Origin of the sequence: Alishewanella sp. SMS8 (assembly GCF_030737935.1) — a bacterium.
Classification (GTDB): Bacteria; Pseudomonadota; Gammaproteobacteria; order Enterobacterales; family Alteromonadaceae; genus Alishewanella; species Alishewanella maricola.
In genome coordinates, this window is record NZ_JAPJEA010000005.1 from 123554 (window position 1) to 146813 (window position 23260).

A 23260-nucleotide genomic window follows, 5' to 3' on the forward strand; every position below is an offset into this window, starting at 1 on the left:
TTTTTTGTTTCGCCCTTACTGTTTGTAAAATTGCATATCCCGATATTCGTGGCGCTCGCCAGGCTCTGCCGCATAAGGCTCTAATTTAAAGCCTGTGACTTGCCGCAGATTATTAAGCTCAAAGTGGATTAACGCATTGCGCGCGACATTGGCATCATCCCACTGCACGATAAAGCTATGATCGGCAAACGGCTGCAAACTGCCTTGTAAATTAATCATTTTCGCTGACTGAAAACGTAAACCGCTATCCGTTTGGCTGATTTCAATACCACCAAACCATTGGTCCACATAGCTGCCTGCGTAATCTTGTAATGCCAACAACACCTCACCTGTCCCCACCGGTTGCGGCGGCGCAGCGCGCTGCGCAAAGGCTTGTCGTTGATCGGCATAGTAACTGACCCAATCACGCTGCAGTTCAGGCGCTAGATAATGCTTTAACACCGTTTGCACCACCGACTGGCGTGCACCACTGTTTGAACCATTATTTAATACCACAACCCCCAACTGCTGCTCTGGCACTAACAACACATGTGCCTGAAAACCCGATAAGGTACCGGTATGATGAATCACTTTGTAACCGTGCATATCAGCCATGCGCCAGCCCATACCGTAGGCACTAAAATGGGTGAAATCTAATTCCAAATCGAGTGAACTGACGGGCATCAGCGTTTGTGCAGTCCACATTTGTTGTAACTGCTGACGACTGACCGGCCCCACTTTTGCGGTACGGGCATCGGCTTGAGCCAATAAAAAACTTAACCATTTCGCCATGTCGGAGGCGCGACACACCACACCACCTGCAGCTGCGGCCATCAACATTTTACCGTCAATCGCATTTCGTGGGATCGGCAAAAAACCCGCTTCGGCACGAAACTCATACGGTAGCGCCGCTTCGGCTAAGGCGCTATCAGGCACGGCACCGGCATAACACTGCATCTGCAGCGGCTGAAAAATTTGCTCGGCAACAAAATCCTGCCAAGGCTGGCCACTGACTTTGGCCACTAATTCGGCGGCAGTGATATACAGCACATTACTATAAGCATATTGGCTGCGAAAACTGCTTAACGGTGTTAAGTAGCGTAAATTGTTGATCACTTCATCACGACTAAAACCACTGGGCTCAGGCCAAATCATACTGTCGCCTGCGCCACTGGCTAAGCCACTGCGCTGACTCAATAAATCACGTATCGTAAACTCGGCAGTGACCCAAGCATCTTGCAATCGAAATTGCGGTAAATGCTGTATGACTTTGTCGTCCCAATTTAACTTACCGGCATCCACTAAGATCGCCACACTGGCCGCGGTAAACGCTTTGCTCGCAGAGGCCAGGCGAAAGTACGTGTCCGCGGTCACTGGCACTTGGGCACTTATATCACGTTCACCATAACCCGCCTGATGCACCAATTGGCCATCTTTAATGATTACCACAGCCATCCCCGGCGTATCAAACTGCTGCAGCGCCGCGGGCACCACTTGCGCCAAATCGAGCGATACGGCTTCAGGTGTTAGCGGTTCCGCGTGCAACATGGCCGCTGTAGTTAAGCCTAACAATAATGCGCAGAGTTGCCGTTGCATATGTTCATCCTTAAGTTTTTGGTCGCAATAAGCTAAATTTATTCGCGGCATTTAACGTGTAATAATCGCCAGGGCCACCCGCCCGTAATACCGGATCTGCAGCCAAGGTGTCAAACACCCTATCAATTAATAACGATGACGCAATATGCACCCCAATCACTTCACCCAGCACCAACCAAGTGGGTACCTGCTCGCCATTGGCTGTCTGTAATGGGATTAACTGGCTTAGCTTGCATTCAAATCGCACAGGGCTTTCGGCTACCTGTGGCGGTTTAATCAATTTAGACGCAGCCATCGTTAACCCCGCCAAGACAAACTCGTTCACGTCGGCGGCAACACTGGCACTGGTTTGATTCATCGCTTCAACCAAAGGCCGATTCACCAAGTTCCAACAAAACTCGCCTTGCTCGGCAATATTTTGTACTGAGTCTTTCCAACCGGTGCTGGCAAAGCCAATAATCGGTGGCTTATAGTTAAACAAATTAAAAAAACTGTAAGGTGCCAGATTAACCTGCCCAGCATTGCTAATGCTAGAAATCCAACCAATGGGCCGTGGCGCAATAATGCTATTAAACGGGTCATGTGCTAAACCATGCCCCTGCTGTGGTTCAAAAAAATAATCAGCCATGCTCTTCCTCTATACTCTGTCGCTAGACCTCGTCTAGCAAACGCAAGCAACTTGCTTTTAGCCTGCCAGCAATCTAGCCTGAACGCCAGATGTTAGCCGCAGAGATGAGACCAGATGCCAGATTTTCGCAGTGATACGGTAACCCAACCTTCTGTCGCCATGAAACAAGCGATGCTCAACGCCGCGTTGGGTGATGATGTATTTAATGATGACCCGACTACTATAGCACTGCAACGCTACGCAGCAGATATGCTGGGGTTTGAAGATGCGTTGTTTGCTCCAAGTGGCACGCAAACCAACCTGATTGCCATGATGAGCCATTGCCAGCGCGGCGATGAAGCCATCGTAGGTCAACAATGGCATACCTATAAATGGGAAGCCGGCGGTATGGCGGTGCTCGGTTCAATCCAACCGCAACCGATTGCGCTGCAAGCGGATGGTAGCCTAGCGCTACAAGATATCAGCGATGCTATCAAACCAGACGATCCACACTTTGCTCGTACGCGCTTGATCGTAATTGAAAATACCATCGGCGGTAAGGTATTGCCGTTACGTTATATGCAGCAAGTGGCCGCGCTAGCGAAAGAAAAAAAACTGCAATGCCATATCGACGGTGCGCGCTTATTTAATGCGGCAGTGGCTTTAGCGCCACAGCATCAACTGAGCCCAACCGCCATGGCTAAAGCCCTGTGCCAGGGGTATGACTCGGTTTCAATTTGTTTATCCAAAGGCTTAGGTGCACCAGTAGGCTCATTATTACTGGGCTCGCAGGCTTTTATCCAGCGCGCTCGGCGTGTACGCAAGATGCTCGGCGGCGGCATGCGCCAAACCGGTATGCTTACCGCCGCGGGCTTATATGCCTTGCAACATAATATTCAGCGTTTGGCAGAGGATCATCATAATGCTGATACACTTGCGAAAGGGTTACAAGCATTAGGTTCTCAAGGCTGTTTTGCTGGGCATTTGCAGTTAGATTTGCCGCAAACCAATATTGTGTTTACCGACCTCACTCCCAATGTGGCGAAAGATCTACTCGATTTTCTGGCTAAGCATAACGTTAAACTCACCAGCAGCAATTACGCCAATGCCAGTGGTCAGCTAACGCGCTTGCGCTGGGTGTGTCATTTAGATGTATCAGCAGCAGATATTGCCACGACACTGGATTTATTAAGCCAATTTGCGCATAGTAGATCTCACTAACTTTTCCTGGAGTCTCATCATGATCTTACGCCCTCTTGTGGCAGCCCTGCTAGCCAGCCAATTCGCCTTTATGGCCATGCCACTTTTCGCTGACACCCAACGCATTAGCCCTGAGCTAGAAAAGAAAGTGATTGAATGGCGCCGGGATCTGCACCAGCACCCTGAATTAAGTAACCGCGAATTTCGCACCTCGAAATTGGTTGCCGCACACTTAAAAAAACTCGGTATGACCGTGCAAACCGATATTGCGCATACCGGAGTGGTGGCGATTTTAGACAGTGGTAAGCCCGGCCCCTTACTGGCGTTACGCGCTGATATGGATGGTTTGCCGGTTGTCGAACAAACCGACTTACCGTTTCGCTCAGAAGCCAAAGGCGAATATCGCGGTAAAGAAGTGGGCGTAATGCATGCCTGTGGCCACGATTTACATGTGGCAATGCTAATGGGCGCGGCCGAATATCTCTCAAAAAACAAAGCGCAGCTCACCGGTAAAGTGATGTTTATCTTCCAACCGGCAGAGGAAGGCGCACCGGCAGGTGAAGAAGGCGGTGCCGAACTGATGCTAAAAGAAGGCTTGTTTGCTAAAAGCAAACCCGAAGCCATCTTCGGCATTCATGTTTGGTCTGCCGCCAATGTCGGTGTTGTGAAATATCGGCAAGGGCCTTTGATGGCCTCCTCAGATCAATTTCAAATCACCGTTAAAGGTAAGCAAACCCATGGCTCTGCGCCTTGGGCTGGGGTTGACCCGATCGTGGCTGCAGCGCAAATCGTCAATAATGTGCAAACCATTGTCAGCCGCCAAATTAATATTACCCGCGCGCCAGCCGTTGTCAGTTTTGGTATCGTTGAAGGCGGCGTACGCAATAATATTATTCCTGATGAAGTGTATTTAGAAGGCACGATTCGTAACTTTGATATGGGTATTCGCCAACAAATTTTTGGTTTATTAACACAAGCCGCGCAAGCCAGTGCTGCCGTAACCGGTGCCACTGCCGATGTTAAAATCCTCGAAGGTTATCCTGTCACGTTAAATGATCCGGCGCTGACTCGTCGCTCATTGCCAATTTTGCAACAAGTTGCGGGTAAAGAAAAAGTTGAAGAAAGCGCCCTAGTGACAGGTGCCGAAGATTTCTCATTTTACGCCTTAGAAACACCGGGTTTATTTGTTTTTCTTGGCGTTACGCCCGAAGGCCAAGACGCGGCTAAAGCACCGGCGAATCATTCACCGTTTTTCTATGCTGATGAAAAAGCCTTAAAAACCGGCACCGAGCTTTATGTAAACTGGGCGTTATCTTACCCTAGCATGCAAGAGTGAACACTTTAAGGAATAGCATGTTTCGCCTTTTTTCCGCCGCACTGCTGTGCGGCAGCTTTACCCTTGCGGCGCAACAAGATGTGCCGCAACAAGTACAAGGGCTTTGGCAACAACAGGCCTATCAAGAAGCAAAAAGCCTGTTAACGCCCTTGGTGAATGCCAAAACAAAAGACGCAGCCTTATTGGCTGCGCTCGGCCGCACCGAGCTGTCACTGGGCAACGTTGAACTCGCCGAAAAGCTGTTAGCCCGAGCGGTGAAAAACGCCCCTGAGCAGGCACAATATCAATTTTGGTATGGCCAAGCTAACTGCGACAGCGCACAAAAAGCCAGCATGTTCAGTGCACTTAGCGCGGCGAAACGCTGTGCTAAAGCCTTTGCCACGGCAGTAGAACTGGCACCAGACAATGCACAGTATTTACAAGCCTTAGCGAAATATTATGCACAGGCACCCGGTATTGCTGGTGGTGATAAAGCGCAAGCGTTACAACTGAGTAAGCAGCTGCAACTTACCTCACCGCTGCAAGGCCAATTACTGGAACTGGAATTGCTACTGCAACTCGATGACCCGGCCGCTGCGCAGGCGTTATTAGCTAAGGCAACGACGCTACAAACTCGACCTGAGCCCTATTTTTTGCAAGGGGTAAAGTTTGCGCAAAGCCGTGATTATGAGGCAGCGATTGAACAGTTTGCCAAAGCCAGTGCACAGCCCGCCGTTGATAAAGAAGCTAGCCGCAGTCGTTTATTGTCGCTGTATCAACTCGGTCGTGCTGCCGCTGTCGGTAAAACCGCAGAGCAACAAGGCATTCGCGCGTTAGAACGCTTTCTTGAAGCAGAAGGCTTGCCCGAATTTCGAGAATGGGCACAGTTTCGCTTAGGCCAACTGTACCTGGCGACAGAACAACGCAGCGCTGCCGAAGCCATACTGAAGCCATTGCAAAACAGCAGCAAAGATAGCACCCTAGTAACCGAAATTAAGAAGATCCTCTAGTGCAGCCACCCAAATTAAATGCGATCCACCATGTGGCGCTGATTGTCAGTGATTATCCGCGCAGCAAAGCCTTTTATACGGAAGTATTGGGTTTAACAATATTGGCCGAAAATTATCGGGCTGCGCGCAGCTCTTGGAAACTGGATTTACAGCTGCCAGATGGCAGCCAATTAGAGTTATTTAGCTTTCCAGCGGCCCCCGCCAGACCCAGCCAACCGGAAGCACAAGGCTTACGCCATCTGGCGTTTGCCGTCACCGACCTCGACCATTGGGTCAGTTATTTACAAAGCAACGCTGTTGAAGTCGAAGCCATTCGTGTCGATGAGTTTACCGGCAAACGCTTTACCTTTTTTCCCGATCCCGATGGCTTACCTTTAGAGTTGTATGAACATTAGTGTTCGGCAAAACGCGCTGGCAACAATCTGCAATGTTTTAAAATCAACAATCTAAGCTAAAAGCATTACAAGAAACAATTTACTTTTAAAAAAAACACATCATGCTAACATCTTGCCAGCTTATTTTGAAATAAGCGAACATGGAGTATGTAAAAAACATGCTGGACAGTGAGTCTAGTGATATTGCGACACCCAGTTAAAGCATAGTCAATATTCAACTGATACCTCAGTTAAAACTTCACGGATAAACATTAAGAGGGAAATTAAATGCTGAATCTAAAAACATTGGTCGTCATTCTGTTTTTATGTGTTTGTTCATCTTTGGCAACCATGATTATTTCTTGGGAACAGGGTGCCAAATCGATGAGCGTTGAAAAACTCGCTAATGCTTTAATTCTTCATGCAAAAATAAAAGAGCTCAACCCAAGCGCAGAAATACAACAGGCTTTGCAGCAAGAGATTAGTTGTGGCATTGAGCACTATTGGAATATTCATAAAATGTTGAAGTTTTATACTCGGGTATCAGATCATGACAAAGCTTTGCTGGCAAAAGCGCAGCTTTTGACCGATCAGGCTTGCTCTTGGCAAGCCAGCTAAAAGGTTCAGCCAACACAGGTTACAGAAAGGCTGGCATAACGCTGATGAAAAACCGGCACAAAAACGAACACTTGCCCGAAAAAATAGCCGATTTGCTCTCAATAAACCGTTGAAGGCCATAGATAGCAGAACTCATCCATAGAGAAAGCATGTGAACCACTTTGCTGGCTTGAAAAGATGAACCTCATTGCTGAAGTTCATCATCAAGCCACATGGATAATTCATGGCCTATTGATATGAGCAAACCGCGTTGTGCGAAACCCTAAACGCAGTGGTATCACACAAATTGGCCGGTCTTTATCCGCCTATTTTGCTTAACCCGAGTTACGCATCCCTGCCGCGATACCGGCGATAGTGACCATCAGCGCCCGATTACTTTGCGCACTGATTTTCTCCGGATCGTGCCGAGAGCGTTTTAGCAGCTCCACTTGTAAAATATGCAGCGGATCGACATAGGTATTACGCAGCATTATCGACTCACGGATCCAACCTTCTTTGGCCATCAACGTATCACTGTGGATCAACTTTAACAGTAACTCGCGATCCGCCGCCAATTGCTGCCGCAACTCAACACCAAGGTGTTGCAGCGCTTTGGGCACTAGCACCTGATCGTAATAGGCCGAAATTTCTGGATCGGCTTTTAAAAACACCATTTCCAGCATCGACAACCGCGTTGCAAAAAATGGCCATTCTTGTTGCATTTCATCCAGTAAATCGGTTTGTCCGGTCTCAACTGCCAAGGCTAAGGCATTGCCGGCACCCAACCAAGCGGGCAGCATTAAACGATTTTGTGACCACGCAAAAATCCACGGGATCGCTCGTAAGCTTTCAACGCCGCCGGTCGGGTTACGTTTAGCGGGTCGGCTACCTAATGGCAACTTACCTAGCTCTTGCTCTGGCGTAGCGGCACGGAAATACGGCACAAAATCTTTATTATGTCGCACGACGGCCCGATAGGCGTTGCAAGAATCATCGGCTAGCTTACTCATCAGGCTGCGCCAGCTTTCTTTTGGTACCGGCGGTGGTAACAACATGCCTTCTAATACCGCGCTGGCATACAGGGCCAAACTACGGATGGCTAGCTCAGGCAAACCAAACTTAAAGCGGATCATCTCGCCTTGCTCGGTCACGCGCAAACCCCCAGCTAACGAACCCGGCGGCTGCGATAAAATCGCCGCATGTGCAGGGCCGCCGCCACGGCCGATAGTACCGCCACGGCCATGAAACAGTGTCAGCTTCACGCCATAATCTTTACTCAGCTTCACTAGCGCTTCTTGCGCACTGTATTGAGCCCACGCGGCCGCGAACACACCGGCATCTTTAGCCGAGTCAGAGTAACCGATCATCACCTCTTGGCGACCATTAATATAACCGCGATACCAATCAATACTGAGCAATTGCCGCATACAATCGGGCGCGTTTTGTAAATCACTTAAGGTTTCAAACAGCGGTGCGACTGGCATAGCAAAGCTACTACCGGCTTCTTGCAACAGTAATTGTACTGCCAGCACATCGGAGGGTTTACCCGCCATTGAGATCACATAAGTACTGAGTGCTTCGTTACCATGGCGCGCCACGATATCGCAGGTATCCAGCACTTCTTGAACGTCGGCGGAGGGTTGCCAGTTTTTCGGAAATAACGGTCGTTTATTTGCCAGTTCTCGCAATAAAAATGCTTGCCGATCCGTTTCAGTCCAAGCGCTATAATCACCTAAGCCTAAGTAACGGGTGAGTTCAGCAAAAACATCAGCATGACGCGCGGCATCTTGGCGAATATCTAATTTCAGTAACGTTAAGCCAAAAGCATAGGCGCGGCGCAGCGTATCGGTTAAGCGGCCTTGGGCAATTAATTGCATGCCACTTTGCTGTAATGATTCAAAGCACAGTAATAAGGGTTCAAGCAACTGCTGATTATGCCAAATTAAATCTGCCGGGCGCTGTAAGCGATCATGCTTTAACGCTTCGGTTAGCCAATCTCGGGTAGTGATTAGTTGTTGGCGTAACTTGTTAAGTACCGCACGATAGGGTTCAGAAGCCTGCTCACTGGCGTTGAGTAGCGCCGCAGAGCCCGTATTCATCGATAACTCGGTAGACAGTAAATCTAAGTCCCGAATAAACAAATCTGCCGCTTTCCAGCGACTGAGTAACAACACCTGACGGGTTACTTTGGAGGTAACAAAAGGATTACCATCGCGATCGCCGCCCATCCAAGAAGAAAAACGCACGGGTGCGGCATCAAGCGGTAAGCCGGTGCCAAGATCACGACGTAAATCGGCATCGAGTTCACGTAAAAAGTCAGGAATGGCTTGCCACAACGAACTTTCAATGACTGCAAAGCCCGATTTCGCTTCATCAACTGGGGTTGGCCGCTGCTCACGAATTTCATTAGTATGCCAAGCTTGGCTAATTAACTCGGTTAAACGCAGTTGTAACTGCTGTTGTTGCCAGTCGGTTTGCGGATGCTCTAATTGCGCTAGGCAGGCGGCAATTTCGGTCAATTTATGAATCAGAGTACGCCGCGCCACTTCGGTAGGATGCGCCGTTAATACCAGTTCAATGGATAACTCACGTACCGCTTGTTGAATGTCGCCCTTGGCGATAGCGGTGTCTTTTAAGCGTTGAAACAACTCCGTTAACGGTTCCGGCTTTTCAATGCTGCTGCGCCCTGCCGCGCTGATACTAAAATGTTGCTCGGCGAGGTTAGCTAAATTTAAAAACTGCGCGAAAGCCCGAGCGACTGGCAGTAATTCATCATCACTGAGTGCCGTGAGTACTTGGCGTAGCTGCTCGGCTTGCTGGCTATTGCCTTGGCGCGCTTCTTTAGACAGCTGGCGGATCTCTTCCACTCGTGCCAATACCGCATCACCAAGATGCTGGCGTAAGGTCTCACCCAACTCCGTACCTAATAACCCGACATTCGCCCTAAGGGCGGCGTATTGATCCATTTCAGTGCTCCACTGCGTTTAGAATTAATACACCCTAGCCTGTTCTGCGTTGGTACTCAACTATGATTGATTACCAACTGGGCAACAACTGTGCATAGGCGATAACTTGGGTTCTTGCTATACTGCGCTTAACAGTATTTTACGACTTTTAATACGGATCTTATGACTTCTGAAACACGTCCTACCCCAGCAAAAAAATCGACAGGCCTCATCAGTAACCTACTGCTGAACGTGGTGATACCTGCGATTATCCTGAGTAAATTCAGCGGTGAAGAATACCTTGGCCCCGTCTGGGGTATTGTGGTTGCACTGGCTTTTCCTATTGGTTTTGGTATTTGGGATTTACGCCAAGCCGGTAAGGTTAATTTCTTTTCGGTGCTCGGTGTTATCAGTGTGTTATTAACGGGCGGCATTGCTCTTCTGCAACTTGATGCCGCTTATATCGCCATTAAAGAAGCCGCGATCCCCGGCGCTTTAGGCTTAGCGGTTTTGATTAGCCAATACACACCCTATCCGTTGGTGAAAAAGTTTTTATTGAATGGCGAGTTGTTGGATAACGATAAGCTTTATGCAGCCTTGGATGCACAACAACAACGCGCACAATTTGAAAAGAAAATGGCAATAGCCGGTTATTTGGTGGCGAGCTCGTTCTTTTTATCGTCGGTACTTAATTATATTTTGGCCAAGGTGATCTTGGTTAGCCCTCCTGGCAGCACCGCCTTTAATGAAGAGCTGGGCACGATGACGTGGCTGAGTTACCCCGTTATCGTTTTGCCCAGTATGTTGGTATTATTTTTTGCAATGTGGTTTATGTTTAGCAGTATTAGCAAGCTGACTGGCCAAGAACTCGAAACCTTTATGCATCAACCTTGATCCGATTTAGCTGCAGGCGGCAGCTGCGCGCGTAACGCCGCTAACTCTGCCTGCAACTGCTGCATTTGCGCCACCAGATCGTGTTGCAATTGCTGTTTGGCATCGATTTCGTCTTTATGCTCTTCATCATGCATGCTTTGTACGGCATTCACGATCACGGCAATAAACAAGTTCAACATAGTAAAAGTGGCGATCAGAATAAAAGGCACAAAGAACGCCCAAGCATAGGGGAACTGCTCCATCACAGGCCGCGAGATCCCCATCGACCAGCTTTCTAGCGTCATTACCTGAAATAACGTATACAAGGTAGCACCAAGGCTGCCGAACCACTCTGGGAAGGCTTCACCAAAAAGCTTCGTCGCCATGACCGCAGACACGTAATATACCAAGCCCAGCACCATCGCAATCGACAGCATACCGTTTAACGATTGCACTAAAGCGCCAACAATTTTCTTCATCGACGGTACAAAGGTTAGTACACGCAGTACCCGTAATACGCGAAGGGCGCGTAATACCGCAAAAGGCCCGCTGGCTGGCACTAAGGCAATGGCCACTACGGTAAAATCAAATAAACTCCAGGCATCTTTAAAAAACGCCAAACGATGAGCGTAAATGCGCAGCGCAATTTCGATGACAAAGACGGCAAGAATAAACTTATCGAGCAGCATTAATGGTGAGCCAAATGCGGCCATTACTGCACTGGATGTTTCTAAACCTAAAATTGCCGCATTAATTAAGATCAATGCCAATAAGGTGCGTTGCACCAGATTTTTATTTAACCAGGTCGCAACCTGTTGCTGCATGCTGATGCCTGCTGAGCGGGTAACTTCTGCCATAACAGCCTCCATAAAGATCAAGGCGCTATTGTAGAAGAACCATAGAACAGGTCAATGCATTGCGAACGTTATAGCGTTGCAATAGCTAAGATAACTCCTTGCGGGCAGCACGGCATAGTCAAACGGCTCATTATGCTTTTGTGCAAAACAGTTCGGTGCGATTGCGACCATGGCTTTTGGCTTGATACAGCGCTTGGTCGGCCGTTTTTATCAGCTCAAACAAAGCACGCTGCTTACCGTCATTGCTACTTTCCCCCAATACTGGTTGTGATGGTCATGTGTGGCTGATCGTGATTGGGGCATTGATATCAGGCAGCGATAATATAACGTGCTACTTGCGTTGCCGTTAAACTAACGCTGCCTTTAAACGTTTGCCATGCTCTTTAAACACCAAGCGCAACAACGTAGGGTATTGCGGTGTAAGTTTAAGCCAACGCCATTCGCGCAAATGCCTGTTCCAGATCAGCCAATAAATCTTCTGGATCTTCTAAACCAATATGTAAGCGCAATAAAGGCCCAGCATAGGGCCAATGAGTCACCGAACGAAGTGCTTGCACATTAGGCACCGCAGTAATCAAGCTCTCATAGCCGCCCCATGAAAAACCCATTTTAAAATGCTGCATACCTTCAATAAAGGCTTGCACCTGCGCAGTACTGCCCTGTTTCAATACAAAAGAAAACAAACCGTTGCTACCATTGAAATCACGCTGAAAAAACGAATGCCCAGGGTGCTCAGGAAAAGCAGGATGGCGCACTGTTTCAACTTCTGGACGCTGTGCTAACCACTTAGCCACTTCTAAAGCATTTTTTTCGTGTTGCTTTAAACGCACGCCCAAGGTGCGCAACCCCCGGCTAGCTTGATATACATCATCTGGCGAAGCACAGTAACCTAACAAATAACTATGCTCACGCAGTTGCGGCCAATGCTGCTCATTCGCACTCGCTGTGCCTAACATCACATCTGAATGCCCCACGATATATTTGGTGGCAGCTTGAATAGAAATATCCACACCAAGCTCAAACGGCCGACATAAGATCGGCGAAGCCCAAGTGTTATCTAGCATAGTGATAATATTATGCGCCTTTGCAACCTGACAAATTGCCGGTATGTCTTGCACTTCCATGGTCAACGAACCTGGTGATTCTAAAAAGATTACCTTCGTGTTCGGACGAATTAAGGTCTTAATCTCGGCACCCAACAAGGGATCGTAATAGCTGGTTTCAATTCCTAAACCGGCGAGCACTTTTTCGCATAACCCTCGTGTTGGCTCATACGCGGTATCGACCATCAACAAGTGATCGCCTGCTTTTAAAAACGCCAATAAAGCGCCACTGATTGCTGCGGCACCGCAAGGATATAAAGCACAACCGGCCCCACCTTCTAACTCACACATGGCTTCTTGAAATGCAAAATGTGTAGCCGTGCCACGCCGACCATAATACGGCACAGCGTTACCTTTATTTTTACTGGCGTTTTTAAGCTCTTCCATGGTCTCAAACACAATCGTTGAAGCACGTACGATAGGCGGATTAACCGCACTGCCAGTCCACTTTTTGCCACGACCTGCATGAATTAACTGGGTATTCTTTTTCATGTATTGCTCCAACGTTGTCCAAAGGCGAAAAGACTTCTAGAAGTCTGCTTTATACTATGTCATTATTTTGCCGCTGCAGGCAATGTTTAATTCTGTTACACGTTTGACACCAGCAAGTTCAGCAACTAGATTCAAAAAATAACAAAGGGATAACTCACATGCACCAAATAAAACCGCATCCTATTGCGTTAGCTATTACCTTAGCGTTGTTTACACCGCTAACAATGGCGCAACAAAGCAATACCAGCGAAAACGATGAAAAAGCAGAAAAAATTGAGCAGATTATTGTTACGGGTACTCGGGTTGCCGGTCGTTCGGTGTCTGATACTGCCGTGCCAATCGATATTATCAGCGCAGAAAATTTAACTCGAGCAGGTTCAACCGAACTGAATCAAGTTCTATCAACCGCGCTACCGTCTTTTAACTTTCCGCGTCCAGGCTTAAGCGATGGTACTGATACCGTGCGCCCAGCTACTTTACGTGGTTTAGGGCCAGATCAGTCTCTGGTGCTAGTTAACTCAAAGCGCCGCCATTCCGCTGCATTAGTTAACGTAAACGGTACCGTGGGCCGTGGCTCTTCTGCTGTTGATTTAAATACCATTCCTACTGCAGCGATTAACGCAGTTGAAGTATTACGTGATGGTGCTTCAGCCCAGTATGGCTCAGATGCCATTGCCGGGGTATTAAACATTCGTTTACGCGAAGCGAGTGAGGGCGGTAATTTTACCTCGTCTTATGGCTGGCGTGAAACCAGCTACACCACGCCAACAACACCGACCCCAACAGGCGCCACTTGGAGTGCACCGGCTAATCTTGAGCGTAGTCGTACTGACGGTGAAACGCTAACCTTGAGCGGCTGGCGTGGTTTTGAACTTGGCAAAGATGCTTTCCTCACCGTATCTGCAGAATACAAAGACGCCGAGCGCACAGAGCGTGGCGGCTGGGATTATCGTCAACAGTATCCGTTGGTCAATGGCCAATATGATACGCGTGAAACCTACTTCAACCGCTTCAGTGCTTGGTATGGTGAGCCTGAATTATCGCAATTTACCTTGTTTGCAAATGCCGGTAAAACCTTAGATAACGGTAAAATTTATGCTTGGTTAAGCTACCAAGATCGTGAAGCGCGTTCAGGCGGTTTCTATCGCCCAGCCAACGATTCCCGCAATATTCTGGCGATCTACCCAGACGGTTTCTTACCAATTATTGCACCCGATGTAACGGATGCCAGTGCTGCTGTAGGTTATGAATTTGATGTGGGCGAGTGGACCGTTGATACGTCTTTAGTTTGGGGTCAGAACCGTATGGCCTTCACTATTGAAAACACCTTAAACCGCTCAATCGGCCCAACCAGCAAAACCGAGTTTGATGCTGGTGGCTTCCGTTATGGCCAAACCGTGTTTAACTTATCTGGTGTGCGCTCAATTAATGTTGACTCGCTAGCCTCGCCGTTAAACATTGCTACCGGGATTGAATTACGCCGTGAACGTTACGGTATTTTCGCCGGTGAACCTGATTCATGGCGCAATGGCGGCGAACTATTATCAAATGGTAACCCAACGGCTTCTGGCGCGCAGGTGTTCCCGGGCTTCCGCCCATCTAACGAAGTGCGTGAAACACGTCGTGCTGTTGGTGCTTATGTCGATTTAGAAGCGAATATCACGGATAACATGCTGGGCTCAGTGGCGCTGCGCGCTGAAGATTATTCTGATTTTGGCAGTAATGTTACCGGTAAAGCTGCGTTACGCTACGATTTTACCGATGACTTTGGTATTCGTGGTTCATTACAAAACGGTTTCCGTGCCCCATCGCTACAGCAACAAAACTTTACTGCTACCTCGACTAACTTTATCAACGGTGTACCCTTTGATATCACGACTTTCCCGGTAAGCAACCCGGTTGCGCAAGCGTTAGGTGCCAAACCGTTAGATGCTGAAGAGTCAGTAAACTACTCATTAGGTGCCGTATTTAACGTGGGCGGTGTTTCTATCACGGTAGATGGTTATCGCATTGATATCGATGATCGTATCGTGTTATCAGAAAACTTAACCCAAACAAACGTGCGCGATTATTTAAGCTCGCAAGGCTTTATCGGTATCGGTGGTGGTCGTTTCTTTATCAATGGTGTAGATACCGAAACACAAGGTGTGGATGTTGTTATTAACTGGTCAACACCAACTGAAGATTTTGGTTTGTTCAGCTTTACGGTGGTCGGTAATATTAACGAAACGAAAGTCACCGCAGTACCAGCAACCACAGAGTTGTCAGCACTTGATCCAGCGCCAACATTATTTGGTCGTGTTAACGTACTGACGTTTGAAAAAGGCGCACCCAAAGATAAATTTGGTGCCACGGTAAACTGGAGTTATGACAACTTCAGCGCGACCTTTAAAGCAACTCGTTACGGTGAGGTATTATCACCGGGCACTACTGCAGCCACTGATCTGACATTAAGTCCGAAAGTCTTGATGGATTTGGAAGGCCGCTATGACTTTAACGATAGTTGGACCGTGGCAGTGGGTGCTGATAACATCTTTGATGAATATCCAGATGCTAACCCCATTAACTTAAATACCACAGGCGCTACCTCGTTCTCGAACTATTCACCGTTCGGACGTTCAGGCCGCTTAGTGTATGGCCGGGTATCTTATAACTTCTAAGTTACCACCAAAATAAACAAGGCGCCTTAAGGCGCCTTGTTTATTGTTTTGCGTTATACGTTTAATTTAATGCTTTCATCCCTGTTAAGCTTTCTAGCGGTGTCAGCGCTTCTAAAGCCGGCTTGGCAAAATAATATCCTTGAAACAAGCGCACACCAATACCCGCTAAGTAATCTAATTCTTCTTTTGTTTCAATGCCTTCAGCTAACACCTTGGTACCTTGCAACTCGCATTGCTCAATTGTTTTGGCCACAATAAATTGTTTTGCGCAGTTAAGGTGAATATTCCGGATCAGTTCCATATCTAGCTTTAATAAGTGAGGTCTTAACTCAATTAGCCAATCTAATGTGGCAAAACCCGAACCGTAATCATCAATCGCAGTTTGAAAGCCACGTTTAGCATAACTGCGAAAAATGCGATTCAAATGCGCTTTATCTGGGATCTGCTCACCTTCAGTCACTTCAAAAATTAGCTTGGTTAAATCAAAGCCATAGAGATCGGCTGCTTCAATGGTGGCTTTAATACAGGTTTCTGGGTTATACACCGCGTTCGGCAAAAAGTTAATATTCAAATAGGTACTGCATTTTAGACGCGCAGCGGTTTCAATGGCTTTTACCCGACAAGCCTGATCAAAGTAATATTTATTGCTATCGTTTATCCGAGAGAAAACCCAACCTGCACCTTCACCGTTTGGCCCGCGTACCAGCGCTTCGTAAGCAACAATCTGCTGCGTGTACCAATCGATAATCGGTTGAAATGCCATACGGATTTCAAAACCCAAATCTTGACCACTTAAACAATCTTGGCAGCTCTGTTGTTTAACTGAATCGGGAAACTGCATAAAATGCGCTCTCTAGTGGGAGTAAAAATGAGACAAAATAACATTATTGGATTGTGACTGCTTTTTGATAATTTATCAAAGACAATCACCGATTTGGTGTCGCACCCAGCGCCAGCGCAGCCGCATAATAACGCATCAGAATTTGAAAGCTGGTTTCAGCATTCTTGCCAAAGGTCACCACACCATCTTCATGCCCTGCCATAGTGAAGATACCTTGTGCCGCGGCCTCACTTTGTTGAAACAAGCGGGATACTTCCTCCGCCATCGCCACCGTACCGTAAGGCACTTGCGCAGCCGTTTGCGCTAACGCTAGTGCATCTGCATGCTGCCAAATCGCCGGGCAATGCGCATGAATAATAAAATTGACCTGTGGTAGTAACTGATAAAGCTGGCCATGTGTCATCGCTTCAGAAGAGGGTTTAATTACGCCCTGTGCGCTAATTCGGTTTAGTGCCGGTTGACAAGCGGTGACCAGCGCGTAATCTGCTGTGCTTAACTGCAATTTACCACCCGTTTGCGTGCCACTGATGATAAAGTGTACACCACCTGCGACCCGCTGACTAATATTCCCAAAACCATAATTATCATAGCGCTCAGGATGCTGCCCTAACATGCCCGTTTGTACACAAAGCGTACGCCACGCATTTAACTCGGTAATATCTATGTTGGCAGGTAATGGCGCAGCTTGATAAAACAATTGAAATTTTATAACCCCTTCTTGCTCTTGCATCGTATAACCCGTCGAAATATGTTAACAACAGTATAAGTCGCGTCAGCAGCGATGCCAGCCGCATAGCAGGCTAAAACTGGCAGTCGTCCAGTAGAAATGTATAATAGTCGCAAGATGAGGCACCGTCTTACGCTGTCATTGATGAAGGCAACCAATGAAATATAAAGATTTACGTGATTTTATCGCGCAGTTAGAACAACGTGGTGAATTAATTCGCATCAAGCAGCCAGTCGATCCAATATTGGAAATGACTGAAATTGCCGACCGTACTCTGCGTGGCGGTGGCCCAGCGTTACTATTTGAAAACCCAAAAGGGTATTCGATCCCCGTATTAGCCAACCTATTTGGTACACCTCAGCGAGTGGCTTTGGGTATGGGCCAAGAAGATGTGGCGGCCTTACGTGAAGTCGGTAAATTGTTGGCATTTTTAAAAGAACCCGAGCCACCAAAAGGGCTGAAAGATGCCTTTAGCAAATTGCCTATTTTCAAACAAGTTCTGAATATGTCGGTCAAACAGGTGAAAAAAGCCGTTTGCCAACAAGTCGTACTCAGTGGTGATGAGGTCGATTTGACCCAGTTGCCCGTTATGACTTGCTGGCCGGGCGATGCCGCCCCCCTGATTACCTGGGGTCTTACCGTAACCAAAGGACCGCATAAAGACCGCCAAAACTTGGGTATTTATCGTCAACAAGTGCTGGGCAAAAACAAGCTGATTATGCGCTGGTTATCGCATCGTGGCGGCGCTTTAGATTTCTTTGAATGGCAAAAAGCTCACCCGGGTAAACCCTTCCCGGTGTCGGTAGCACTGGGCGCCGATCCGGCCACCATTTTAGGTGCCGTCACGCCTGTACCTGATACACTGTCTGAATATGGTTTTGCCGGATTATTACGTGGTGATAACACCGAAGTGGTTAAATGCGTTAGTAACGACTTGCAGGTGCCGGCCAGCGCTGAATTTGTGCTTGAAGGCTACATTGAAGCGGGTGAAATGGCGCCCGAAGGGCCTTACGGAGATCACACGGGTTATTACAATGAAGTCGATAACTTCCCAGTATTTACTGTAACGCATATTACACACCGTAAAGATCCGATTTATCACAGTACTTACACCGGCCGTCCACCAGATGAACCGGCTATCTTGGGCGTCGCACTGAACGAAGTATTCGTGCCCATTTTGCAAAAACAATTTCCGGAAATTACCGACTTTTACTTACCCCCTGAAGGATGTTCGTACCGTTTAGCCGTTGTCACGATGAAAAAACAGTACCCTGGCCATGCCAAACGCGTGATGATGGGCGTCTGGTCGTTTTTACGCCAGTTTATGTATACTAAATTTGTGATTGTCTGCGATGACGATATCAATGCCCGCGATTGGCAAGATGTGATTTGGGCCATTACCACGCGTATGGATCCCGCGCGCGATACTACGCTAATTGAAAACACGCCGATCGACTATCTTGATTTTGCTTCACCCGTATCGGGATTAGGGTCAAAAATGGGTATGGACGCCACCAATAAATGGCCGGGCGAAACCACGCGCGAATGGGGTGAGCCTATTGTCATGTCAGAAGAAATCAAACAACGTGTTGATTCACTCTGGCCAAGCCTGGGCATCACTTTACCCGCGGCAAAGCCATGAGCCATATGGTCACGGTACTGCCAGCGCAGTTAAGTTTTGAAGTGCTGCCTGAAGAAACTATTCTGCAGGCAGCGCTGCGCCAAGGTATCGATTTTCCTTACCGATGCCAGCAGGGCGTATGCACCAGTTGCGTGTGCAAACTACGTGACGGTGACGTGAGTTATATTGAACCAAGCCCATTAACGGACGTTGACCGTCAGCAGCGATTTGTTTACTGTTGCGTGGCTTATGCCCAGTCCGATCTGCAACTACACCACCCTTTTATACGCGGTTAACCCCGCTTAACATGAGATGTTTATGAACGCTATTGCTTGTCAGGTTGTTGCCATTGAAGCTCTTACTCACGTTGTCAGTAAAGTTGTACTCGCGCCAGCTGCGCCCGTTAACTTTATTGCCGGTCAATACTTACAACTGTGTCTGACCGCAACAGATAAAAGACCTTTCTCTATCGCCAGCACCCCAGAACAACCGTTGTTAGAATTGCACATTGGCGCGGCAGCGGGAGATAACTGGTCTGGCGCAGCGTTAACGCATCTACAACAACAATTTGCTGCCGGTGAGCCGGTACAAGTTGAAGTCGGTCTCGGTCATGCCGCTTGGCAAGCGAACAGTGATCGCCCCATCGTGTTATTAGCCGGTGGCACCGGGTTCTCTTATGTACATAGTATAGCTCTGGCAATCGCAGCAGCGAAAAAAGACATCCCGGTATTATTGTACTGGGGCGTGAAAAGCGAAGACGCTTTGTATTACCAGACCGAATTAGCAAGTTGGGCAGCCAGCAATCGTAAATATCAAGTGATTCCGGTGGTGCAAGAGCCTAGCGCACAATGGCAAGGTCGCCGCGGCTTAGTGCATGAAGCCGTGTTGCAAGATATTGTGTCTCTTGAAGCCTACGACATTTATATGGCTGGCCCCTTTGCAATGGCAGGGGTGGCTCGCGAGGCTTTTATCGCGCAAGGCGGCCATCGCGAGCACATGTTTGCTGATGCGTTTGCTTATATCTAACTATAAACTTAATATTTGTAATAACTCAGTCGCAGGCTTGTAACCTGCGGCTTGTGCTTGCTCTAGCAGTACTTTAGCTTCGGTCTTCTCTCCATCTAACCATAAACGTGCTCCATGCCAAGCCGCCGCCAACGGATCTTGCTGTTGAATAAGATAGAACTGCCAATCTTCGCGCTTCGCGCCTAATATACGCTGTGCTCGACGATCGCCATTTGTCGCGGCTGTACGCCACCAATACTCTGCCGTTAACTGCTCATGCACTGGCACATATTGCTGTATCAAAATAGTCGGGCGATTCACTAAGCGACTAAAAGTGCGTTCTTGTTTGGTGCTGTTACTGAGTCGAAAAATGCCTTCTTTGCCGCCACGAATGCGCATGCCCAGCAACGTCTCTGCCTCGGGTGCAATAAGTTCATCGCTTTGCAACACACGCTCGATTTCGCCTTTTGCATTGGTTTGCACTGTTACTTCGCCATCAAATGCCTCAATATTAATTTTCAGTTTTCTACTGTCAAACCAAGTTGTTAAATCCAGCTTATCACCAGGCTCCGACAAATCTTTATCTACATAAACTAAAGCACCCGACACCATAGAAATCACATTTAGCGCGCTACCCAACGTTTCTTGATACCGAGCAGAGCCCGCTTGTGCATAAGTCCAAAGGTTATTTTGATTAACAATCCTATTCGCGCTGCCAGCATCCATCACGCCGGCTATCCAAAAATTTAACTGCACCGACATTAAATGCGGACGACCGGTCGCTGCATATTCCCAGCGACGCAGCTCGCGCATAGCGTGAAAATCATAAGCACCAACCGGAAAACTATCTAATACATCAACAACCTGTACCCTTCCCGTACCATCTACTAAATACTGTAACACAATAAAACCAAACGGATTCTTTCTGGTGACTTCTTCCGGGATTATCGGCATCGGCGTATTAATGGCGGCCGGAGGCTGCTCTTTACTAAGATGGTAAGGTTGCGCATCCTGTTTAATAATAACCGCAGCAAAAGCTTTAGCTGCCGCAGCGTCGGCTTGCAGACGCTCATCGCTGCTCGCCTCGGCATACACACGTTGCACGATAGCGCTGGCATCTGGATGCTGTAATTTTTCTGCTAGTAAAAAATAGCTTAATGCTTCTACCCGATTAATCTCTTGTCCTTCACCATAATAAGCCATCACACCTAGATTAAAGGCTGCATCGGGATTACCTAGTGGTAGTAGCGTAATAAAGCCCGCTTTTGCCTCGCTATATTTTTTATTTTCGTAGGCTTGTAAAGACACCAGCAAATCCGCTTGCACGGCGAAGGTTGTCAGCATCAGCAATACGAGTGTTATAAAACGCATTCTATCTTCCTTAGTTTTCACTATTTCTCAATTAGCGCGGTTTGAATAGCTAAGCGCACTACAAACTTAAGGCTTGTAATAACTCGCCCGCTGGCTTGTAACCTGCGGCTTGCGCTTGCTCTAATAGCGCTTTACCCTCTGCGGCTTCGCCATCTAACCATAAACGTGCACCATGCCAGGCCGTCGCGAGCGGATCTTGCTGTTGAATAAGATAGAACTGCCAATCTTCGCGTTGCGCACCTAAAATACGCTGTGCTCGGCGATCACCATTTGCAGCCGCGGTTTTCCACCAGTAACCCGCTGTCAACTCTTGATGAACGGCATGATATTGTTCAACCAAAATGCTGTTTTTCTTACTAACACGGCTAAACGAACGATCTTGCGATAAACTATTACTTAACCGGAAAAAGCCACTATTAGCACCACGGATCCGCATTCCCTGCAGTGTTTCTGCCGCGGGATGAGTTAACTCACTGGCATCCAACAATCGAACAATTTCACCTTTTTCGTTAGTTGCTACGCTAACTGATCCGGCCAAACCCGGGATGTTGATATCAAATTTTCTGCTTTCAAACCATGCCGACACATCGGGTTCATTGGCTGGTGCGGGCAAATCTTCGTCAATATACACTTCAGCACCTGACACCATCGAAACTAAATTTAATACGCTGCCTAGCATTTCTTGATGCTTACTCGAGCCCAGTTGCGCATAAGACCATAAATTTTGCCCCTTGATAATCTGATTAGCAGAACGCGCATTCATTGAACCTGTGGCCCAAAAACTCAGACGTACCGACATCAAATGGGCTTTACCGGTTGCTTCATATTGCCAACGCCCCATAGTGCGGAAAACATAAGGATCAAAAGCCCCTTCTGGGAAGCCATCTACGGCATCGGCAACTTTTACCCGCCCTTCACCATCCACTAAAAACTGTACCACGACATAACCAAATGGATGCTTTCTGGTGACATCATTGGGAATATCGGGCATTGGTGTGGATATTTCAGCTGGTGGTTGCTCTTTACTTAACTGATAACGCTGAGCATTTTTTTTGATAAACACTCCCGCTAACGCTTTAGCTGCCGCTTCTTCTGCACCAGCTCGCTGTGCTGTGCTTGCTTCTTCATAAATACGCTTAACAATGCCCCCAGCTTGTTCATGCTGTAGTTGTTCTGCAAGTAAAAAATAAGTTAAGGCCTGTTCGAGATCAACTTCCTGACCTTCACCATAATATGCCATCACACCAAGGTTAAAAGCGGCATTGGCATTACCTAAGGGTAATAAATTAGTGAAACCTGTTTTTGCAACAGCGTATTGTTTATTTTCATATGCTTGCAAAGCGCTCAGCCAATCAGCCCGCACTCCAAAGCTGAGTAGCAATAATCCTAGTACTAAAATTAATCGCATCGATTCATCCTTAACATATAAGCGTTTTATTTATGAAGCAGTTATCAGCATATTAACAAAGGCGTGTTAAGCGTCAACTATTAAAACATAATGGTCACTGGCAGCGGTGTACGAACTATGCCAAAATCAGAGCAAATACACTAAAAATAGGTGCTATAGATGCAACATAAAACAGTGATTAAAGTTCGGGGATATCATTTAGATATTTATCAACATGTAAACAACGCCCGCTATTTAGAGTTTTTAGAAGAAGCCCGTTGGGGGTATTTAGAAGACAGCGGTGATATACAGTGGTTTAGCCAACACAATTTGGCCTGGGTAATTGTCAATATCAATATTAACTACCGCGTGGCAGCGACCATGGGCCAAACCCTAGAAGTGTATACACGTTTTAGTAAAGTGGGAGGCAAGAGCGCGGTGGTCACTCAGGAAGTTCGGATAGCCGGTTCCGACGCTATTGCGGCAGATGCTCAAGTGACATTCGTTTGCCTGGATCAAAAAACCGGTAAAGCGGTAGCCATTGAGGGTGATCTGCGCCAGCGTCTAGAGCAGCATTTAGCAGAGTAAATTGTCAGCTGGCTTGCCCTTATCAATTATTCCGCAATGATCTCAGGCAAGCCACTAACTCGAAATTAGCTTTAATCGATGATGATAAGCAATGATTGTGGCTGATACTCGC

The 23260-nt window shown here is 47.6% G+C and carries 20 protein-coding genes; 11 read left to right on the forward strand and 9 right to left on the reverse strand.

Going from position 1 to position 23260, the window contains the following annotated elements:
* Positions 1-15: 15 nt before the first annotated feature.
* Both ORJ01_RS14440 and ORJ01_RS14445 read right to left on the reverse strand, forming a co-directional pair.
* Positions 16-1575: a serine hydrolase gene (locus ORJ01_RS14440; RefSeq protein WP_306178628.1), complete on the reverse strand. Its 1560-nt coding sequence runs from the start codon at positions 1573-1575 to the stop codon at positions 16-18.
* Between the two features lie 10 nt (positions 1576-1585).
* Positions 1586-2203, reverse strand: a complete 618-nt coding sequence (locus ORJ01_RS14445) for a flavin reductase family protein (protein ID WP_306178629.1) — start codon at positions 2201-2203, stop codon at positions 1586-1588.
* A 114-nt stretch (positions 2204-2317) separates the two neighbouring features.
* On the opposite strand from ORJ01_RS14445, the gene ltaE reads away from it, so the two are divergent.
* The 5 genes from ltaE (at position 2318) to ORJ01_RS14470 (ending at position 6699) form a co-directional block, all read left to right on the forward strand.
* Complete coding sequence (gene ltaE, locus ORJ01_RS14450) at positions 2318-3403, forward strand: low-specificity L-threonine aldolase (protein ID WP_306178630.1); 1086 nt, start codon at positions 2318-2320, stop codon at positions 3401-3403.
* Between the two features lie 19 nt (positions 3404-3422).
* Positions 3423-4718, forward strand: a complete 1296-nt coding sequence (locus ORJ01_RS14455; protein WP_306178631.1) for an amidohydrolase — start codon at positions 3423-3425, stop codon at positions 4716-4718.
* Positions 4719-4735: 17 nt separating this feature from the next.
* Entirely contained in the window at positions 4736-5707 is a 972-nt protein-coding gene (locus tag ORJ01_RS14460; RefSeq protein WP_306178632.1) for a lipopolysaccharide assembly protein LapB, read from the forward strand.
* A complete protein-coding gene (locus tag ORJ01_RS14465; protein ID WP_226751409.1) occupies positions 5707-6102 on the forward strand; it encodes a VOC family protein in 396 nt (131 codons plus the stop codon). The genes ORJ01_RS14460 and ORJ01_RS14465 overlap by 1 nt, the downstream gene beginning before the upstream one ends.
* A gap of 267 nt (positions 6103-6369) precedes the next feature.
* A complete protein-coding gene (locus tag ORJ01_RS14470; protein WP_306178633.1) occupies positions 6370-6699 on the forward strand; it encodes a hypothetical protein in 330 nt (109 codons plus the stop codon).
* Between the two features lie 314 nt (positions 6700-7013).
* Here ORJ01_RS14470 and ppc read toward each other — a convergent pair whose 3' ends face one another.
* Complete coding sequence (gene ppc / locus ORJ01_RS14475) at positions 7014-9644, reverse strand: phosphoenolpyruvate carboxylase (RefSeq protein WP_306178634.1); 2631 nt, start codon at positions 9642-9644, stop codon at positions 7014-7016.
* A gap of 162 nt (positions 9645-9806) precedes the next feature.
* Here ppc and ORJ01_RS14480 point away from each other — a divergent pair, with 162 nt between their 5' ends.
* Positions 9807-10517 (forward strand): VC0807 family protein, encoded by a 711-nt coding sequence (locus ORJ01_RS14480; RefSeq protein WP_306178635.1) that lies wholly within the window; start codon positions 9807-9809, stop codon positions 10515-10517.
* On the opposite strand, the gene ORJ01_RS14485 is transcribed toward ORJ01_RS14480, so the two are convergent.
* Entirely contained in the window at positions 10508-11353 is an 846-nt protein-coding gene (locus ORJ01_RS14485; protein WP_306178636.1) for an ion transporter, read from the reverse strand. The two genes, ORJ01_RS14480 and ORJ01_RS14485, sit on opposite strands and share 10 nt — an antisense overlap.
* Before the next feature lie 425 nt (positions 11354-11778).
* Positions 11779-12948: a cystathionine beta-lyase gene (locus tag ORJ01_RS14490; RefSeq protein ID WP_306178637.1), complete on the reverse strand. Its 1170-nt coding sequence runs from the start codon at positions 12946-12948 to the stop codon at positions 11779-11781.
* A 158-nt stretch (positions 12949-13106) separates the two neighbouring features.
* Here ORJ01_RS14490 and ORJ01_RS14495 point away from each other — a divergent pair, with 158 nt between their 5' ends.
* Positions 13107-15608 carry a TonB-dependent siderophore receptor gene (locus ORJ01_RS14495; protein WP_306178638.1) on the forward strand — a complete coding sequence of 834 codons (2502 nt, stop codon included), beginning with the start codon at positions 13107-13109 and terminating at the stop codon, positions 15606-15608.
* 61 nt (positions 15609-15669) lie between these two features.
* On the opposite strand, the gene ORJ01_RS14500 is transcribed toward ORJ01_RS14495, so the two are convergent.
* Together ORJ01_RS14500 and ORJ01_RS14505 are read right to left on the reverse strand one after the other, a co-directional pair.
* Entirely contained in the window at positions 15670-16449 is a 780-nt protein-coding gene (locus ORJ01_RS14500; protein WP_306178639.1) for an EAL domain-containing protein, read from the reverse strand.
* An 85-nt stretch (positions 16450-16534) separates the two neighbouring features.
* A complete protein-coding gene (locus ORJ01_RS14505) occupies positions 16535-17179 on the reverse strand; it encodes a class II aldolase/adducin family protein (RefSeq protein ID WP_306178640.1) in 645 nt (214 codons plus the stop codon).
* 154 nt (positions 17180-17333) lie between these two features.
* Here ORJ01_RS14505 and ubiD point away from each other — a divergent pair, with 154 nt between their 5' ends.
* The 3 genes from ubiD to fre are packed head-to-tail and all read left to right on the forward strand — an operon-like array spanning position 17334 to position 19823.
* Positions 17334-18818 (forward strand): 4-hydroxy-3-polyprenylbenzoate decarboxylase, encoded by a 1485-nt coding sequence (gene ubiD / locus ORJ01_RS14510; RefSeq protein WP_306178641.1) that lies wholly within the window; start codon positions 17334-17336, stop codon positions 18816-18818.
* The gene (locus tag ORJ01_RS14515) at positions 18815-19093 is read left to right on the forward strand and encodes a 2Fe-2S iron-sulfur cluster-binding protein (RefSeq protein WP_306178642.1); all 279 of its coding nucleotides are present in this window, start codon (positions 18815-18817) and stop codon (positions 19091-19093) included. The genes ubiD and ORJ01_RS14515 overlap by 4 nt, the downstream gene beginning before the upstream one ends.
* Before the next feature lie 22 nt (positions 19094-19115).
* Positions 19116-19823, forward strand: a complete 708-nt coding sequence (gene fre / locus ORJ01_RS14520) for an NAD(P)H-flavin reductase (RefSeq protein WP_226751420.1) — start codon at positions 19116-19118, stop codon at positions 19821-19823.
* Here the strand turns inward: fre and ORJ01_RS14525 are convergent, their stop codons facing one another.
* Both ORJ01_RS14525 and ORJ01_RS14530 read right to left on the reverse strand, forming a co-directional pair.
* Positions 19824-21173, reverse strand: coding sequence for an SEL1-like repeat protein (locus tag ORJ01_RS14525; RefSeq protein ID WP_306178643.1), 1350 nt, complete (start codon positions 21171-21173; stop codon positions 19824-19826). It lies immediately after the preceding gene.
* A gap of 58 nt (positions 21174-21231) precedes the next feature.
* Positions 21232-22581 carry an SEL1-like repeat protein gene (locus ORJ01_RS14530; RefSeq protein ID WP_306178644.1) on the reverse strand — a complete coding sequence of 450 codons (1350 nt, stop codon included), beginning with the start codon at positions 22579-22581 and terminating at the stop codon, positions 21232-21234.
* A 159-nt stretch (positions 22582-22740) separates the two neighbouring features.
* Here ORJ01_RS14530 and ORJ01_RS14535 point away from each other — a divergent pair, with 159 nt between their 5' ends.
* Positions 22741-23148 carry a thioesterase family protein gene (locus ORJ01_RS14535; RefSeq protein ID WP_306178645.1) on the forward strand — a complete coding sequence of 136 codons (408 nt, stop codon included), beginning with the start codon at positions 22741-22743 and terminating at the stop codon, positions 23146-23148.
* The last annotated feature ends 112 nt before the right edge of the window (positions 23149-23260 follow it).